17 protein-coding genes are annotated in these 17011 nt (G+C 73.2%); 11 read left to right on the top strand and 6 right to left on the bottom strand.

Annotated elements, in window-relative coordinates; genetic code table 11:
- Nucleotide 1: 1 nt before the first annotated feature.
- The 5 genes from HP550_RS06655 (at nucleotide 2) to HP550_RS06635 (ending at nucleotide 6634) form a co-directional block, all read left to right on the top strand.
- The gene (locus tag HP550_RS06655) at nucleotides 2-1858 is read left to right on the top strand and encodes a [FeFe] hydrogenase, group A (RefSeq protein ID WP_175346803.1); all 1857 of its coding nucleotides are present in this window, start codon (nucleotides 2-4) and stop codon (nucleotides 1856-1858) included.
- Between the two features lie 5 nt (nucleotides 1859-1863).
- On the top strand, nucleotides 1864-2358 hold the full coding sequence (locus tag HP550_RS06650) for an NADH-quinone oxidoreductase subunit NuoE family protein (RefSeq protein WP_175346802.1): 495 nt from the start codon (nucleotides 1864-1866) through the stop codon (nucleotides 2356-2358).
- Nucleotides 2355-3308, top strand: coding sequence for an EamA family transporter (locus HP550_RS06645; protein WP_175346801.1), 954 nt, complete (start codon nucleotides 2355-2357; stop codon nucleotides 3306-3308). Before HP550_RS06650 ends, HP550_RS06645 begins: the two co-directional genes overlap by 4 nt.
- 363 nt (nucleotides 3309-3671) lie before the next feature.
- A complete protein-coding gene (locus HP550_RS06640) occupies nucleotides 3672-5729 on the top strand; it encodes a DEAD/DEAH box helicase (RefSeq protein ID WP_210767747.1) in 2058 nt (685 codons plus the stop codon).
- An 83-nt stretch (nucleotides 5730-5812) separates the two neighbouring features.
- A complete protein-coding gene (locus tag HP550_RS06635; RefSeq protein ID WP_175346799.1) occupies nucleotides 5813-6634 on the top strand; it encodes a VanZ family protein in 822 nt (273 codons plus the stop codon).
- A gap of 115 nt (nucleotides 6635-6749) precedes the next feature.
- Here the strand turns inward: HP550_RS06635 and HP550_RS06630 are convergent, their stop codons facing one another.
- Nucleotides 6750-7850: an epoxide hydrolase family protein gene (locus tag HP550_RS06630; protein ID WP_175346798.1), complete on the bottom strand. Its 1101-nt coding sequence runs from the start codon at nucleotides 7848-7850 to the stop codon at nucleotides 6750-6752.
- Nucleotides 7851-7964: 114 nt separating this feature from the next.
- On the opposite strand from HP550_RS06630, the gene HP550_RS06625 reads away from it, so the two are divergent.
- The gene (locus HP550_RS06625; protein WP_343048019.1) at nucleotides 7965-8531 is read left to right on the top strand and encodes a GNAT family N-acetyltransferase; all 567 of its coding nucleotides are present in this window, start codon (nucleotides 7965-7967) and stop codon (nucleotides 8529-8531) included.
- Here the strand turns inward: HP550_RS06625 and HP550_RS06620 are convergent.
- Nucleotides 8497-9165 (bottom strand): DNA alkylation repair protein, encoded by a 669-nt coding sequence (locus tag HP550_RS06620; protein WP_175346797.1) that lies wholly within the window; start codon nucleotides 9163-9165, stop codon nucleotides 8497-8499. The two genes, HP550_RS06625 and HP550_RS06620, sit on opposite strands and share 35 nt — an antisense overlap.
- Nucleotides 9166-9219: 54 nt before the next feature.
- Between HP550_RS06620 and HP550_RS06615 the strand changes: the two genes are divergently transcribed.
- From HP550_RS06615 to HP550_RS06605, 3 genes are all read left to right on the top strand, one after another.
- On the top strand, nucleotides 9220-9978 hold the full coding sequence (locus HP550_RS06615; protein ID WP_175346796.1) for a DinB family protein: 759 nt from the start codon (nucleotides 9220-9222) through the stop codon (nucleotides 9976-9978).
- A gap of 83 nt (nucleotides 9979-10061) precedes the next feature.
- On the top strand, nucleotides 10062-10751 hold the full coding sequence (locus HP550_RS06610) for a hypothetical protein (RefSeq protein ID WP_175346795.1): 690 nt from the start codon (nucleotides 10062-10064) through the stop codon (nucleotides 10749-10751).
- 230 nt (nucleotides 10752-10981) lie between these two features.
- The gene (locus HP550_RS06605) at nucleotides 10982-12412 is read left to right on the top strand and encodes an MATE family efflux transporter (protein WP_175346794.1); all 1431 of its coding nucleotides are present in this window, start codon (nucleotides 10982-10984) and stop codon (nucleotides 12410-12412) included.
- 50 nt (nucleotides 12413-12462) lie between these two features.
- Here the strand turns inward: HP550_RS06605 and HP550_RS06600 are convergent, their stop codons facing one another.
- The 3 genes from HP550_RS06600 to HP550_RS06590 are packed head-to-tail and all read right to left on the bottom strand — an operon-like array spanning nucleotide 12463 to nucleotide 13497.
- Entirely contained in the window at nucleotides 12463-12678 is a 216-nt protein-coding gene (locus HP550_RS06600; RefSeq protein WP_175346793.1) for a hypothetical protein, read from the bottom strand.
- 14 nt (nucleotides 12679-12692) lie between these two features.
- Nucleotides 12693-13007, bottom strand: a complete 315-nt coding sequence (locus HP550_RS06595; protein ID WP_175346792.1) for a hypothetical protein — start codon at nucleotides 13005-13007, stop codon at nucleotides 12693-12695.
- 10 nt (nucleotides 13008-13017) lie between these two features.
- Complete coding sequence (locus HP550_RS06590; protein ID WP_175346791.1) at nucleotides 13018-13497, bottom strand: hypothetical protein; 480 nt, start codon at nucleotides 13495-13497, stop codon at nucleotides 13018-13020.
- 129 nt (nucleotides 13498-13626) lie between these two features.
- Here HP550_RS06590 and HP550_RS06585 point away from each other — a divergent pair, with 129 nt between their 5' ends.
- Together HP550_RS06585 and HP550_RS06580 are read left to right on the top strand one after the other, a co-directional pair.
- Nucleotides 13627-14316, top strand: coding sequence for a TetR/AcrR family transcriptional regulator (locus HP550_RS06585; RefSeq protein WP_175346790.1), 690 nt, complete (start codon nucleotides 13627-13629; stop codon nucleotides 14314-14316).
- Nucleotides 14317-14366: 50 nt separating this feature from the next.
- Nucleotides 14367-15353 (top strand): NAD(P)-dependent alcohol dehydrogenase, encoded by a 987-nt coding sequence (locus HP550_RS06580; RefSeq protein ID WP_175346789.1) that lies wholly within the window; start codon nucleotides 14367-14369, stop codon nucleotides 15351-15353.
- On the opposite strand, the gene HP550_RS06575 is transcribed toward HP550_RS06580, so the two are convergent.
- Nucleotides 15350-16972 (bottom strand): LCP family glycopolymer transferase, encoded by a 1623-nt coding sequence (locus HP550_RS06575; RefSeq protein WP_175346788.1) that lies wholly within the window; start codon nucleotides 16970-16972, stop codon nucleotides 15350-15352. The genes HP550_RS06580 and HP550_RS06575 overlap by 4 nt on opposite strands.
- Nucleotides 16973-17011 lie beyond the last annotated feature (39 nt).

The raw sequence follows: 17011 nt of genomic DNA, 5'->3' as shown, positions 1-17011 counted from the left end.
GATGACCACGCAGGTCGCCGTCGACATCGACGGACGCCGGGTCACGATCCCGGCCGGCACGACGGCCCTGGACGCGGCCGACGCCGCGGGCGTCCGGATCCCGACGCTCTGCCACCACCCCGACCTGCGCGACGTCGGCTCGTGCCGGCTGTGCATGGTCGAGGTCGAGGGACAGGCGGGACTCCAGGCCGCGTGCACCTACCCCGTCACGGCCGACCTCCGGCTGCGGACCGACAGCCCACGGGTCGTCGACGCGCGGCGGGGCGTGCTCGAGCTGCTGATGGGGGAGCACCCGGACCGGTGCCCGGAGTGCGTGCGGACGGGGGAGTGCGAGCTGCAGGCGCTCGCCACGGAGTACGGCGTCGGGCCTGCCCCCGCGCGGGTCTCCCGACCGCTCCAGCTCGTCGACCTGCTGGGACCCGCCGTGACCGTGGACCTCGACGCGTGCATCGGCTGCCTCCGGTGCGTCCGGACGTGCGCCGAGCTTCAGGACCTCGGGATCCTGGGCGTCGTCGGACGCGGCTCGTCCACCGCCGTCTCCACGTACCTCGGTCTCCCGCTCGCCGAGGTGAGCTGCATCGCGTGCGGCCAGTGCATCAACCGCTGCCCGACGGGAGCGCTGCGCCCGGTCGACCGGACGGCGGAGCTGTTCGCCGCACTGGCGGACCCCACCAAGCACGTCGTCATCCAGACGGCACCGGCGCCCCGGGCGGCGATCGGGGAGGAGTTCGGGTTCGAGCCCGGCACCCCGCTGACCTGGCAGCTCAACACCGCGCTGCGACGCCTCGGGTTCGACAGGGTCTTCGACACCAGCTTCGCCGCGGACCTGACCGTCATCGAGGAGGGGGCCGAGCTGCTGGTGCGGCTCTACGAGAACCTGGTGCTCGGCTCCTCGACGCACCCGCTCCCGCTCCTCACCTCGTGCAGTCCCGGCTGGGTGACGGACCTCGAGCACCGCGACCCGGACCACCTGGCCCACCTGTCCTCGTGCCGGAGCCCGCAGCAGATGTTCGGCTCGCTGATCAAGACCTGGTACGCCCAGCAGGAGGGGCGCGACCCGGCCGACATCGTGTCCGTCTCCCTCATGCCGTGCACGGCGAAGAAGTTCGAGGCCACACGCCCCGAGCTCACGCACGACGGCCGACCGGACGTCGACATGGCGCTCACGACGCGGGAGCTGGCCGCGATGATGCGCGCGCGCGGCATCGGCCTGGCGGACGTGCCGGCCAGTGACTTCGACGACCCGTTCGGCACCGCCAGCGGCTCGGGCGTGATCTTCGGGGTGACCGGTGGCGTCATGGAGTCCGCGCTGCGCACCGTCATCGAGCTGGTCACCGGGCGCCCGGCGGAGGACTACTTCTCGCACGCCGACATCACGCCGGTGCGGGGGTTCGAGGGGGTCCGGTCGATCGAGGTGACCCTGGACAGGGTGGGGCCGGTGCCGCCGATCCTGGCCCACCTGCTGCCGAACCTCGAGTGGCTGCGCGGGACCACGCTGCGGTGCGCCGTCGCGCACGGCACTGCCAACGCCCACGCGGTGATGGAGGACCTCCGTGCGGGCGGGCGCTTCTCCACGTACCACTTCATCGAGGTCATGGCCTGCCCCGGCGGGTGCCTGGGTGGTGGCGGGCAGCCGGTGCCGACGAGCGCGACGGTGCGGGCCGCCCGCGCACGGTCGATCTACGCGGAGGACGCCCGGTACGGGCAGACCGGCCGCGCGCGCAAGAGCCACGAGAACCCGGCGGTCCTGCGCCTCTACCGCGACCTGCTGACCGACGGTCCGGGCGGGCCGACGAGCCACCGTCTGCTGCACACCACGTACACCGGGCGCGGGACCTACGTCGGGGCGACGAGGTGATCGGGATGCTGACGCCACCGGTCGCGGACCTGGCACTCGTCGCGGACCTCGACGCGCTGCTGGCCGAGCACGGCGCCGACCGCAGCGCGCTCCTGCCGGTGCTCGCCGGGCTCCGGCGTCGGCACGGCGAGATCAGCGACGCGGCCATGCAGCTCGTCGCCGCCCGCCTCGGGATTCCGCCCGTCGAGGTGCTCGGGGTAGTCACCTTCTACTCGTTCCTCCGGGGCGGTTCCGCGCGGCACGTGGTGCGCGTGTGCCGCACCCTCGCGTGCGAGCTTGCCGGCGCGCCGGACGTGTGGGCCCGGTTGGAGCGCGAGGTGGGCGCGCCCGCCGGTGAGGCCACCTCGGACGGAGCCGTCGTCGTGGAGCGGGTGCACTGCATCGGCCGGTGCGACCATGCGCCCGCACTGCTCGTCGACGACCGCGCGCTCGACGACGTCACCCCGGCCGACGCGGCCGCGCTCGTGGCGAGCCTGCGTGGCGAAGCGCGGCCGACATGACCTCGGGCCTCGCCGCGGCCCTCCTGGCGGCGATCTTCTACGGCGTCACGCCGGTGTGCGCCCGTCGCGCCATCCGGTTGGTCGGGTACGTCCGCGCGAACGCCGGCAGGCTGGCCGTCGCGACGGCGGTGATGGCGGTGCCCGCGTTCGCGCTCGGGAGGGCGTCGGCCGACCGGTCCGCCATGTTCGCGGTCGCCGGGGTGGTCGGGTTCGGCCTCGGCGGGCTGGGCGTCTTCCGCGCGCTGTCCCTGGTCGGGGCGCCGCTCACCTCCCTGGTGGTCGAGACGACCGCGGCGGTCGCTGCCGGGGTCCTCGCCTGGGTGTGGTTCGCGGACGCCCTGACCCCGGCCGAGGTGGTCTGCGGCCTGGTGATCCTCGGCGGGGTCGTCCTCGGGCTCCTCCCGTACGTCCGCGGTGCGGGCCGCGCACCCCGGGCAACGCTCGGCGTGGCGCTCGCGGGCGCGGCCGGCGTCGCGCAGGCGGTGGCCGCGGTGATCAGCCGGGAGTCGCTGCTCGCGCTCCAGAAGGCGTCGCCGGGCACCCCGGTGACGGGCCGGTTCGACGTGGTGAGCTCGGCCGCGTTCGACCGTCTGGTCGGTGGCCTCGTCGTCGCCCTGGTGGCCCTGGCCGTGGCGGGCCGGGTGTCCGCGAGGCGCGACACCCCACGACCGGCGGACCTCGGGCCGCTCGGCAACGTGCTCCCGGACCGCGCGGCGTTCTGGATCACCGCGAACGCGCTCCTCGGACCGGTCCTCGGCGTGACGTCGATGGTGTGGGCGCTCCAGACCCTTCAGCCGGGCATCGCCCAGGCCGTCGCGGCGACCGCGCCGCTCGTCGCCATCCCGTTCGCGCGCTGGCTCGAGGGCTACCGGCCTCCTCGCGGCTACTACGCGGGTGCGGTGGTGGCCGTCGCGGGGCTCGTCGCGCTCGCCCTGGTGAACCTGGGGTGAGACATCTGCGCCAGCATCTGACCCCGGCACGTACTCGGCGGTAGGCTCCCAGTGCTCCGGCGATCACGCCGGACCATGACCGTGCCGCGCGGTGTTCACGAGGATGCCCGGCGGCGTGTCACCGTCGGCGTCGGTGCCGGACCGCGTGCCCCGCACGCGGGGATGCTGCGCGGTGACCGATCCGAGCGCCCCGGCCCGAGCCTGTGGCCCGGCGCTCGTTGCACGACGCTCGGCGCCGCAGTCGCGGTGCGCGATGCTGGCGAAGGAGGAGACGTGGCTCGACCAGGCCAACGCGGGTCCGGTCGCGCGCGCACGGATCCCGGTGCTCAGCGCCGCCGCGCCCCGCGTCCCACCGAGCAAGGCATGATCCCGGTGCTCGCCGAGGTGGCCCGCGAGGTCGACCGCGCGGTGCAGCGACCGCCGACGCGCCCGGTGGTGCGCACGAAGTTCCAGGTGGTGGCGCTGCTGGTGCGCGAGGAGCGCGCCAAGGTCAGGGCCGACGCCGACCTGACGGCGTCGCGGCGGGTCGAGCAGCTGAAGCGGCTGGACGGGGTGGCGACGATGCTGGCCAAGATCGCCGCCCGGGACACCTCGCTGCTCGCACTGCTGGCCGAGGATGCCAAGGTGTCCGACGCGGCGCACGCCTACAAGGCCACCCTGATGCGCGAAGGAGGGCTGGAGCCGCCGGAGGCGCCCGCGCCCGTCGCGCCGGCCGCGCCCGCGCCCGGCGTCGAGAACCGCGTGGTCCCGAGGTCGGTCATCTCGCGCCAGCTGTCGAACCCGTTCCTCGCCCCGGACTTCGAGGCGGCGGCCGCCCGGACCGCTCCGCGGACCCACCGACTGGCCGGCTGGGAGCTGCTCGAGCCTCTCTTCCGGTCCTTCGAGGTCGCCGCCACCGGCGCGCCCGCCTGCATGGAGCTGCCCGAGCCTCGCCCCGTGTCCGTCCCCGCGGGCCGGGCGCTGATGCCGCACCAGGCCCAGGTGGTCACCGCGGCGGCCGGCGGTCATCGCACCTTCCTGCTCGCCGACGAGCCGGGCCTCGGCAAGACCGCGCAGGCGCTGCTGGCGGCCCAGGCGGCTGACGCCTACCCGCTGCTGGTCGTCGTGCCCAACGTGGTGAAGACCAACTGGGCGCACGAGGTCGGCATGTGGACGCCGTTCCGCCGGTCGACGGTGGTCCATGGCGACGGCGACCGGATGGACGGGTTCGCGGACGTGGTGATCGTCAACTACGAGCTGCTGGACCGGCACGCCGGCTGGCTCGGCGACCACGGGTTCCGCGGGATGGTCGTCGACGAGGCGCACTTCATCAAGAACAAGACCTCCCAGCGCTCGAAGCACGTCCTCGCGATCGCCGACCGGATCCGTGCCCGCACTGCGCGGCCGCTGATGATGGCCCTCACCGGCACGCCGCTGATCAACGACATCGAGGACTTCCGGGCCATCTGGCAGTTCCTCGGCTGGATCGACGACGCCAAGCCGCTCGGCGCGCTGGTGACCTCCCTCGAGGAGTCCGGGCTCACCCCGGCCGACCGGGGGTTCTCCGCCGCCGCGCGGGCCAGCGTCATCGACATGGGCATCGTGCGGCGTCGCAAGATCGACGTGGTCGCCGACATCCCCGCCCGCCGGGTGGCGGACCTGCCGGTCGAGCTCGACGGAGCGGCCGGCCGTTCGATCCGCGCTGCCGAGGCTGCTCTGGCGAAGCGGCTGGTCGAGCGCTACCGGGCCGCCGTGGAGTGGCACACCAGCGGCGGCGCCGTGGTGGAGGGCATCGACGACCAGCTGGTGCGCCGGGTCGCGGCCGCCGAGCTCAAGGAGTCGAGCTCGCAGGCCGGTGGCGAGAACGTGTTCACGATGGTCCGTCGGATCGGCCAGGCCAAGGCCGGGCTGGCCGCCGACTACGCCGCGCAGCTGGTCCGCAACGTCGGCAAGGTGGTGTTCTTCGCGAAGCACGTCGACGTGATGGACCAGGCCGAGCAGACCTTCGCCGACCGCGGCATCAAGTACGCGTCGATCCGCGGCGATCAGACGACGAGGACGCGCAACAAGAACATCGCCGCGTTCACCGACGACCCTGAGGTGCAGATCGTCGTGTGCTCCCTGATGGCCGCCGGCGTGGGGCTCAACCTCCAGGTCGCGTCCAACCTGGTGCTGGCCGAGCTGTCCTGGACCGCCGCCGAGCAGACCCAGGCCATCGACCGGATCCACCGGATCGGCCAGGACGAGCCCGTCACGGCGTGGCGGATCATCGCCGCGCAGACCATCGACGCCAAGATCGCCGAGCTGATCGACAGCAAGGCGGGGCTGGCCGCTCGCGCCTTGGACGGCGCGCTCGACGAGAACGGCGCCTCCACGGACGTGCAGCTCGAGGCGCTGGTCGGGCTGCTGACCGACGCGCTCACCGCCGACGGCGTGGTCTGAGGGGCCAGGTCCGACCGTGGGCTGACTGACGGTCCGGCCGTCGGGGGACGCGCCGGCCCACGTCGCGCGGTGACGCTGGGGCGGTGACCGATCAGCGCACTCCCGCCCTCCGCCGTGCGGCCACCGTGGCGTTCGTCGCGTACCTGGTCGTGCTGGCCGGTGCGGCGTTCCTGCCCCTGCCGTCCATGCAGCTCGAGCGCGGCACCGGCCCGTCCTACGACCTCGCGCTGCGGCGACCCGACCTGCTCGGCGGGTGGGAGGTCCAGCGCAACGTCCTCATGACGATCCCGTTCGGCATCCTGCTGCCTCTGGTGGTGCGGTGGCGGTACGAGGTGCTCGTCCTCGCGTGCGTCGGCGTGACGCTCGTGATCGAGACCGTGCAGCTGCTGGTGTCGGCGTCGGTCGGGTGGGCGTGGCGCGCGTTCGACGTGAACGACCTGCTGCTCAACACGGTCGGAGGGCTGCTCGGTCTGGCGTTCACCGCAGCGGTGCTGGCGGCCGTCCGCCGCCCGCCGCTGCCGCCCGTCCGACGGCTCGTGCCCGGCGCGATGGCCGCGGCGCTGGTCGTGTGGGCGGTCGTCGCGACGCTGACCCCGCCTCCCACGCGCCCGGTCGTGTACGCGTGCGACGAGCCGCCGGCCGGGACGATCACCGAGCTGCCCGGCGGCGCGAGCGCGTACGCCGGCCGCGACGGGTCGGTGTGCCTGCGGGCCGACGACGGCACGGCGTCGCTGCCGTACGACGCCGGACCGGGGCCCGCGTTCACCTTCGAGCGGTCCGACGGGACGTGGGAGGTCGGCACCGCGCAGGCGGGTGACGTGCTGACGGCGGGCGTCGGCGGTCCGGTCGTGGAGCTGCATGCCGTTGACGGGTCCGACGTCCTCGTCTGGGCCGCGCGTCGCTAGCCGGACGACGATGCGGGCATGGGCGCCCTGGTCCGGCGATGGCTCGCTCCTCGATTGGGCCGGTCTGACTCTCGCGACCGATCGGGGGGCCCGTGAAGCTGCTGCCCCATCCCGGTCACCGGAGCGTGAGAGCGAACCGCCGCACCCGCTCCGCCATCGCGCGCGGCACCTCGGCGACGGTGAAGTGGCCGCCCTCGGGCAGCCGCTCGAACACCCGCAGGTCGCGGTAGAACCGCCGCGCCACCGACTCCGGGTTGTCGTGCTCGTGCCGTTGCACGAAGACGGCGGCCGGCACCTCGACCGCGGAGATCTCGGCGTCCGCCCCGTCGAAGTAGGTCGTGAACGACGAGGCGATGGTCTGCGTCGCCCAGTACAGCGTCGCCTCGGTGAGGATGCGCTCGCGCGAGATGCGCCGCTCCACCCCGGCGGGGTCGCCGGCCGGGGTGTCGCTCCACTCGACGAGCTTCTCGGTGATCCACGCGAGCAGTCCGGCGGGGGAGTCGTTCAGCCCGGCCGCGAGGGTGTCGGGTCGGGTGCCTTGCACGTGCGCGTAGCCCGCCTGGTGGTACCAGCCGGCCGCCATGCGGTCGTAGAAGGCGCGCTCGGTGGGGTCGCTCGTCGACTCCCGCTCGGCCTGGGACAGGAAGTGCGCATGCGTGACGACGATCCCGGCGACCGCCTCGGGGTGCGTCGAGGCGATCAGGTCGCTGACGTTCGCGGTGAAGTCCTCGCCGTAGGTGAGGTAGCCGGAGTAGCCGAGGACGTCGGTCATGAGCGTGTGCATGAGCGCGGCGAGGCGCTGCTCGGTGGGCGGCTCGTCGAGCGGCGGGGAGAACGCGAAGCCGGGCATGCTCACGACGACCACGTCGAGGTCCGGCAGCAGCTCGGCGAAGTCCAGCTGGAGCGCGAAGGTGTGGGGCCAGCCGTGCATCACCAGGAGCGCCGGGGCGTCCGGGGTCGTCGACCGCCGGTGGGCGAAGTGCAGCGTGCTGCCGTCGACGTCGGCGAGGAACTGCGGGTGCTGGTTCAGCCAGACCTCGCGGCTGCGCCAGTCGAAGGTCAGCCACGACGCGACGAGCTCCCTCAGGTATGCCGCGCTCATGCCCGATGCGGGCCGACGGGGGGAGTCGTCGAGGAAGCGCGTGCGCGCCAGGCGGCCACGCAGGTCGTCGAGGACCGGCTGCGGGATGTCGACGGCGAACGGTCGGACGGTCATGCGCACACGCTAGGAGGCACCTCCGACACGCGGCCGCGGGTCGGACGAGAGATCCGACCCGGACGGTGACCAAGGTCCACCCCAGCGGCCCGACGCCGAGGCCAGGCTGGTCCCGTGATCACCGTGCAGGGCGCCGGCGCCCTCGAGAAGATCCGCACCGACCGGCTGACGGTCCGCCGCTTCACCGCGGCCGACGGCGATGCGCTCCACGGCTACCTGTCGCAACCGGAGGCAGTCCGCTTCGAGCCCTACGGCGTCCAGACCCGCCTGCAGTGCCACGAGCTCGCGCTCGACCGCGAGGGCGACGAGGCGTTCTGGGCCGTGTGCCGTGCCGGTGACGAGCGGCTCATCGGCAACCTGTACCTGCACCGCGACGACCCCCGCACGTACACCCTGGGCTACGTCTTCGACCCCGCGCAGTGGGGTCAGGGCTACGCGACCGAGGCGGCCACCGCGCTGCTGGACGTCTGCTTCCGCAGCTGGGGTGCGCACCGCGTGATCGCGCGATGCAGCCCCGAGAACACCCGTTCGTGGCGGCTGCTCGAGCGGCTCGGGATGCGACGGGAAGAGCTACCGCAGCTGCACGACGCCTACCAGTACGCCGTGCTCGAGGACGAGTGGTCGGCCGGTTCAGTCGACCGGCGCGTCAGACGAGGGCTTGCCGGCGGACCATCTCGTTGATCCAGATCGGCGCGTACGGGGACGTGCACCCGGGCGGCGTCGGGTAGTCCTCGAGCACCCCGAGCCGTTCCCCGATCGCGAGCGCGCGGGCGCGGTGCTCCGGGTGGTGGATCCCGATCCCGGCCAGGCACTCGTTCATCGCCCACTGGAGCCGGTCGGGAGCGTCCTTCATCTGCGCCTCGATGAGGTCCAGGAGTCCGGGCAGGTCCAGGCCGTCGGGCGACTTCGCCACACGGTCGCTGGTCAGCGCCCAGCCCGCGCTCGCCACCACCGGGTCCGGGTCGGCGAACCATGCGGTGCGCAGCTCCTCGACGTGCGGGCTCTTCTTGACGATGTAGCTGACCAGCCAGTCGTGGACCTTGGGCACCCGGGCGTCGCGCAGCATCGCGTCCAGCTCGGCGGCGGTGTACAGCTTCGGACGGCTGATCAGGATCGCGACCAGGCGGGCGGCGGTGTCGCCGGTCGCCCAGAGCTGGACGGCGAGGTCCTGCTGGATCTTGAGGTCCTTGGCGACCGCCCGGAGCTTGGAGAGGTTGACCCCGTGGTCGTCGCCGTGGCGCTCGTTGACGGCCCGGATCTTGGGGTCCTCCAACGCCGCGAGCTGGGCGAGCACGTCGCTGACAGTCGACTCCACCGGATCAGCGTAGGTCGTGGACAGCCCCGATCGCTCGCCGCGACACTGGAGCCCATGGCCACCTTCACCGGGTCCGACGACCTTCAGGGCGCGCAGTTCCGCGGGGCCGACCTGCGGGGCGCGCGGTTCGTCGGCACCGACCTGGGCGGGGTCGTGATGCGCGGGGTCGATGTGGCGGGGGCGGACATCGACGCGCCGTGGCTGCTGGAGACCGGCGGCGTGCTCCTGGTCAACGGCGTGAACGTCGTGCCCTTCGTCGAGGCGGAGCTCAACCGCCGGTTCCCCGGCCGCGCCGACCAGCGCGCCGGCGACCCCGGGGGCCTGCGCGCGGCGTGGGAGGTGCTTCAGAGCACCTGGGCGGCGACGCTCGAGCGGGCCGCCGCGATGCCGCCCGGCACGGTCGACGTGTCCGTCGACGGGGAGTGGTCGTTCGCGCAGACGCTGCGGCACCTGGTCATGGCCACCGACACGTGGCTGCGTCGGGCGATCCTGGAGGTCGAGCAGCCGTACCACCCGATCGGTCAGCCGAACACGGCGGCCAGCGGCGACGGGCTGGACCTGTCGATCTTCGTCACCGAGCTGCCGTCGTACGACGAGGTGCTCGCGGTCCGGGCGGAGCGCGTGGCGATGGTGCGGGACTTCCTCGCGACCGTCACACCCGAGGAGCTGGCCGCGCCGCGCACCAATCCGTGGTCGCCGCAGTACCCCGAGACCGTCCTGTCCTGCCTGCACACGATCCTCGAGGAGGAGTGGGAGCACCACCGCTACGCCGTCCGCGACCTCGACGCGATCGAGGCAGCAGCCGCCGACTGACGTATCTGGGCCACCCATGGCCCCCCTTCCCTTTCAACGCACGCGTCGCAACGGCGCGCGACTCTGGAAGGGAAGGACCTCTGATGGCACTCGGCGCTCAGCTGTCTCCCACGCAGACGCTCGTGACGTTCTGCTTGTGGGCCCAGCGCAACGGCTACTCGGTCGGCGAGATGCACGGCTTCGCCACCGTCCACGACGTGCACACGCATGGGTCGTGGCACTTCGACTCCGATGGCGGCTTCGGCAAGGCAGCCGACATCAACAAGAACGGTCCCGACGAGCGCGAGCAGCTCATCGCGGCCCTCGACCGGGCGCAGGAGCTCGGGCTCGGCGTCATCTACGCACGCGACGGCGTCAACGGGATCGCCGGCCAGCACAAGAACCACCTGCACGTGGACGTCGGACCGTTCAGCCACCTGGGGCTGGACTCGTTCGTGCCGCGGGGTGGCGGCGACGTCCTGACCGCGGCACTCCAGCGCGCGGTCCGTACGAGCGACGACCAGGTGTGGGGTGCGGACACCGACATGCGTGCCGAGGCGGTGAAGGCGGCCAGCAACATCATGGGCGTCACCTTCCCCTTCGGGATCGACTTCACGCAGCGGGTGGTCGGCGTCGCGGACGACGGCGTGTGGGGCAACCAGTCCCGCGCGGCCCACGACCGCACGACGGCGGCGATCCAGCAGGCGATCGGTCGCCCGGCGACGGGGATCTGGGACCAGGCGACGATCGACGCGTACCACCACGCCCGGAACCTGCGGAACCGCGCGGTGTAGGCACGGCACGCATCACCCCACCGCGGGCGTCGGCGAGCATCGCCGGCGCCCGCAGCCGCGCTCGGGTCCGGGATGCCCGAGTCCTCCGGATCCGGGTGCTCCCGCCCTGTGACCTGCATCAATTAGCGTCGACCGCGCGGGATCGTATCGATACGATCGAGTGCGACGCGACCCGGCCCCCCGACCTCCGCGGACGTTCGACCCCCGCCCCTTCGTCTCAAGGTTCCGCTGTGCCCAAGGTCCTCACCGCCGGTCGCCCCTGGCGCGTCATCCTCCTGTTCGCCGTCCCCCTGCTCGTCGGCAACGTCGTCCAGCAGCTCTACCAAGCGGCCGACGCCGTCGTCGTCGGCCGCGTCCTCGGCGTCGACTCGCTGGCCGCCGTCGGTGCCACGGGGGCGCTGCTGTTCCTCCTGCTCGGTTTCGCGTGGGGCATGACCAACGGCTTCGCGATCCCGACCGCGCACGCGTTCGGCGCGGGGGACCACGCGGCGGTGCGTCGGTCGGTCGCGGCCGGCGCGGTCCTGTCGGCGGCGACGAGCGTGGTGCTCACCGTGGCGGCACCGCTGCTCGCGGGCCCGGCGCTGCGGTTGATGCACACGCCCGAGGAGCTGCTGCCGGAGGCGACGACCTTCGCGGTCATCAGCTTCCTCGGCGTCAGCACGATGATGTCCTTCAACTTCCTGTCGGCGGTCATCCGGGCCATCGGCGACTCGCGCACGCCCCTGATCTTCCTCTCGCTCAGCTGCGTCCTGAACATCGTGCTGGTGGTCGGTGCGGTGGCCGGGCTGGGCATGGGCGTGGCCGGTGCGGCATGGTCGACGGTGGTCTCGCAGGGCGTCTCGGTGGCCCTCTGCCTCGAGTTCGTGCGGCGCCGGGTGCCGGTCCTGCACGTGCACCGCGACGACTGGCGGGTCAGCGGCGCCGAGCTGCGCAAGCACCTGCGGCTCGGGCTGCCGATGGGGTTCCAGGCGTCGATCATCGCGATCGGCACGCTCGCCGTGCAGGTGCGCCTGAACGCGCTGGGATCCGACGCCGTCGCCGCCTACACGACGGCCGCCCGCGTGGACGGGCTCGCGGTCGCGCTGCTGGCGTCGCTCGGCCTGGCGGTGTCGATGTTCGTCGCGCAGAACCTGGGCGCCGGCCGGCCGGACCGCATCCGGCAGGGAGTCGTGCAGGCGATGGGCATCTCGGTGGTCGGCTCGGCGGTGCTCGGGCTCGTGCTCGTGGCCGGCGGGTCGGCGATCATCGGCGTCTTCGTGGGCGAGGGGGAGCAGCGCGTCGTCGACATGGCCGCGCACTACCTGCTGGTCAACGGGGTGCTCTACGTGGTGCTCGGCGTCCTGTTCGTGCTGCGCGGTGCGCTCCAGGGTCTCGGGCAGACGGTGGTCCCGACCCTGACCGGCGTGATCGAGCTGGTCTGCCGCGTCGGCGCCGCGGGCGTGCTCGGCGCGGCCTACGGGTACAGCGGTGTGGTCTGGGGCAACCCGCTGGCGTGGATCGGCGCCGTGGTCCTCCTGGTGCCCGCCTACGCGGCCGCGCAGCGCAGGCTCGCGGGGGCCGACGCCACGGTGGCGGCGGCAGCGGTGGTCCGCAGGCGGATCACGCGGGTGCGGCGCCGCGGGGTGCCCCGACGCGTCAAGGGGCGGGTCCCCACCGCCTGACATGGCTCGCGCGATCCCTCCGGGATGACGGAGGGATCGCGCGAGGCCGTTCAGGACCGGGCGGTCAGGGTCGTGCCCCCGGGCCTGGCCACGAGCTGGGCCACGGCCCGGGAGACCTCCGCCTCGGCATCCGGGCCGGAGAGGCTGGGGAAGCCGACGGGGAGCTCGAACTCCCCGGAAGTCGACTCGTCGTCGGCCAGCAGGCCGCCCCCGAGGCCGATCGAGAGGATCGTGCCGTCGTCGGCGTACGTGACGTGCGCTTTCATGGTCGGTCTCCGTCCTACGGCTCGATGAAGCTGAGGTTGAGGTACCAGATGAGGGGCGCGTCCGGCCCGATGCTCTCCACCTTCACCCGGACGGTGGGGAGGTTGTTGGTGTTGGGGTTCGGGTCGTCCGACTTGATGGACAGGGTGGTGACCCGCAGCTGACGGTTCTCGTTGGACGCGTGGAACGGGCTGGCGCTCGCCGCGACCGCGGTCTGCACGTACGAGCCGGCGGCTCGGGCGGGCAGGAAGAGCCTCATGGTGCGGGTGTCGCCCGCCACGAAGCCGTTGGCCTCGAAGAACTCGAAGTGGGCGTGCCTGACGGTGGGCATCGGTCGGCCCTCACTGCACCGCGACGGCGCTGCTGTAGCTGCCCCGCAGGTCGGGGTCGGCCTCCGTGTGGTTGGTGAGCATGTGGTCCCAGGTCGTCTGCCAGCCGGCGACCGAGACCCGGACGAGCTCGCGGGGCGTCGTGAACGCGTTGGTGGCCCGGAACAGGAACGGATCGCCCGTCCAGGTCACCGGGGTCGTTCCCGCGTGCGCGTTCAGGTCGGGGAACCAGCCGGGTCTGGTCTCGTGCCAGTCCTCCCACTGCGCGGCGGCGCCGCTGACCTTGATCTCCGTGCCGTTGCGTCCCTCGACCTTGAAGGAGAGGTCGGTCATCGTGAGCGGGCCCCTGTTGGTGACCTGGAAGCGGAACTCCACCTCCTCACCGTCGTTGATGGCCACGCCCGGCCAGTTCACGTCGATGATCTCGATGGTCAGGTAGTTCGTCGGGTAGTCCTTGACTGCGTCGTTGATGTCGTCCAAGACGGTGGTCATGATCGTGCCCTTCATGGTGGGTCAGGCCGCGTGCCGGCCTGGTTGCCATGAACGAGGACCCTGGGGTGCCCCAGATCGGTGGGGAAACCCCAGGCCGACCCCAGGGAACGCCGGCCGTACGATCCGAGCATGGGAGACGTGGCGTCGTCGAGGTCGGAGCAGCGGCTCCCGCTCAGCCGCGAGCGCGTGCTGCGGACCGCGGTCGCGATCGCCGACGAGCACGGCATCGAGACGGTGACGATGCGCCGGGTCGGCGACGAGCTCGGCGCCGAGGCGATGTCGCTCTACCACCACGTCGCCAACAAGGACGCCCTGCTCGACGGTGCGGTGGACCTCGTCGTGCGGGAGATCAACGAGGCGGTCGACGAGCTGGACGCCGGGGGTGACTGGCAGGTCGCCGTGCGGACGCGGATCCTCGCCGCCCGCGCTGTGCTGCTGCGGCACCGGTGGGCGTCGCGGCTGCTGTCCACCCGGGCGGCGACGAGCCCGGAGGTGGTGCGCTACCACGACCGGCTCGTCGGCCTCCTGCGCGCGGGTGGCTTCTCCTTCGACCTCGCCCACCACGCGCTGCACGCGCTGGGCAGCCGCGCCATGGGGTTCTCGCAGGAGCTGTTCGACCCGGGCGACGGCGGGTCCGCCGACTCGCTGCCGCCGGAGGTCGCCGCCGAGCTGCCGAACCTCGTGGCGATGCTGTCCGAGATCGCGCACGACGACCCCGCGTCGACGTTGGGCTGGTGCGACGACCAGACCGAGTTCGAGTTCGGGCTCGACCTGCTGCTCGACGGCCTCGACCGGCGGCGGGTGGCCACGACCCCTTGACCACCCTTACGTTGTAAGGCAGGCTCTCCTTACAACGTAAGGGAGGCGCCATGAAGGCGATCGTGCAGCATCGGTACGGCTCACCCGACGAGCTCACGCTCGCCGACGTCGACACTCCCGTCCCGGCTGCGGACGAGGTCCTGGTCCGGGTGCGGGCCGCATCGCTGAACGCGCGCGACTGGCACCTGATGCGCGGCGACCCCTACGTCGCCCGGCTGTCGCCCGACTTCGGTCGGCGTGCCCCCAAGGCCTTGATCCGGGGCTCGGACTTCGCCGGCACGGTCGAGGCGGTCGGCAGCGACGTGACCCGCCTGCGTCCCGGCGACGACGTCTACGGGGAGTCCGACGGCGCGCTCGCGGAGTACGTCAGCGCGCCGGAGCGCCGGGTCGCCCGCAAGCCCGACCACCTGACCTTCGAGCAGGCGGCCGCGATGCCGTTGGCGGCGACGACGGCCCTGCAGGGGCTGCGAGGCCGCGTCGGTCCCGGTCAGAGCCTCCTGATCAACGGCGCGTCCGGGGGCGTGGGGACGTTCGCGGTGCAGCTGGCGCACGCGTACGGCGCCCAGGTGACCGCAGTGTGCAGCACCCGCAACGTCGAGCTCGTGCGGTCGCTCGGCGCCGACCACGTCGTCGACTACACGCGCGACGACGCGTTCCGTGCCGGCCGCCGGTACGACGTCGTCCTCGACCTCGTCGGCAACCGCTCCCTGCGCGACCTGCGTCGCGCGCTCACGCCCGACGGGACCCTCGTCCTGTCCGGCGGCGGGGTCTCCGAGGGTGGCTCGCTGTTCGGCCCGATCGGTCTGCTGCTGCGGAGCAAGCTGGCGGCGCCGTTCGTGCGGCACCGGATCGTCGCGCTGTCGACGAGTCCCGGCGCCGAGCACCTCGACACCCTCCGGGAGCTGGCGGAGGCCGGGACGATCGTGCCCGCCGTGGACCGGACCTATCCGCTACCCGCGGCCGCGGACGCCATGCGCTACCTCGAGGGCGAGCACGCCCGGGCAAAGGTGGTCGTCACCGTCCATGCGGGAGGCTAGCCGCCGGCGTCCAGGTGCTCGTCGAGCGTGTCGGCCCGCAGCGCGTCCATGAGGGTGCCGAACGGCACGGCGTCCGGCACCAGCACGGGCTGCTCGCCGGCCGCGGAGACGGTCGTCGGGGCGCCGACCACCTCCACCTCGCCGGGGCCCAGGGCGCGGATGCTCGTGAGCAGCCCCACCATCTCGGCGCGGTCGAAGCTCTCGTCCACCGCGACCGAGCCGGAGACCACACCCAGCAGCCGCAGCCAGGTGATCGGGTTCCCGCGCACGTCGCTGTCGCCCAGCCGGTCCAGGATCGCGCGCAGCCACACCGCCGACCGCTCGGCCCGCGCCAGGTCGTCCGCGCCGGTCCCGCGCACCCACGCCAGCGCCTGCTCCCCGCTGAGGCGGCGCTCGCCGGCCGCGGCGGCCACCCGGCCGTTCACCACCAGGTCGGACTCGAGGTCGAGGTACACGCCGCCGAGCTCCTGCGTGACCCGGGCGAAGGTCTCGGAGTCGGTGAGCGCCACGTGGTCCAGCCGGACGTCCGTGAGGTGCTCGACCGTCTCCACGGCCCCGGGCGGCCCACCGGCCGCGAACGCGGAGCGCAGGGTGCCCGGACCGGTGCCGGGCACCTCCACCCACAGGTCCGGCGGCATGGCGACCACCTGGGCGCTGGAGCGGTCTGCGGAGACGTGCGCGAGCATGACGACGTCGGTCTGCGCGGCCGCGGCGGCCCAGTCCTCGGTGTCCTCGGTGCGCACGTCGTCGGTGGAGCCGAGCACCAGGATCGTCACCGGAGCCGCCTCGCCCGGACCCGACGCGAACGGGGCCGGGCGGTCGGTCAGACCGGCGAAGGGGTCGGGGAAGCGGTCGACCCGGCTGTCGAGCACACCGGCCACGAGCAGAGCGCCGCACGTGGCGACGACGATGAGGAGCAGGAAGGAACCGAGCACGGCGATCGCCGCGTTCCGCAGGCGGTGGCTGGGCCGCACCGGCGCCACGACTGGCTCGGGTGGGGCGGGGACCGGCTGGCTCGGGTTCGAGAGCACCGCCCACGCGATGGCGTCGACCGCGGCCCGCACCTGGTCGAACGACCGCTGGTACGCCCCCTTGCCCAGGGCGGCCGGGTCCAGCAGGTCGTCGTCGGCGGGATCCGCGGGCGCGGTGGGCCCGCGGCGCGCCGGCGCGGCCCGGACCAGGGCCGACAGGCGCGCGGCCACGTCACCCTCCGGGAGCGCCGCCGGACCGAGAGATCCGGCCACGCGGGCGAGCTCGCGGAGGGTGAAAGTCCGGCCGACCGCCGCCGGGACCTGCCGGACCACGGTGGCGCGCTCGGACCGGGTGGTCGTGAGGACGAGGTCGGCGGACGCGATGATCTCCGCGGTCAGCTCGCGCGCGTGGTGCGCGTCCGTCCCCAGACCGGCGCCGGTGAGGAGCTCGCTCAACAGCTCCGGAACCCGCTCGCCGGGCTCCGTGCGCGTCCCGGCACTGGTCACCGCCACGCCGCCGCCCGCGCCGAGGCGGTCGCGCACCAGGCGCTCCGCCGCGAGCGACCGGCAGACGTTGCTGCTGCCGACCACCAGCACGTCGAGCTGGCGCACGCCTGCCGTCGTCGGGACTGCGGCGGGCGGGTTCATCCCGCCAGTGTGCGGGACATCGCCCGTGGTCGCTATGCC

Origin of the sequence: Cellulomonas humilata (assembly GCF_013359775.1) — a bacterium.
Classification (GTDB): Bacteria; Actinomycetota; Actinomycetes; order Actinomycetales; family Cellulomonadaceae; genus Cellulomonas; species Cellulomonas humilata.
Note: the sequence above shows the minus strand (reverse complement) of the source record. Positions and strands in the feature narration are given on the sequence as shown.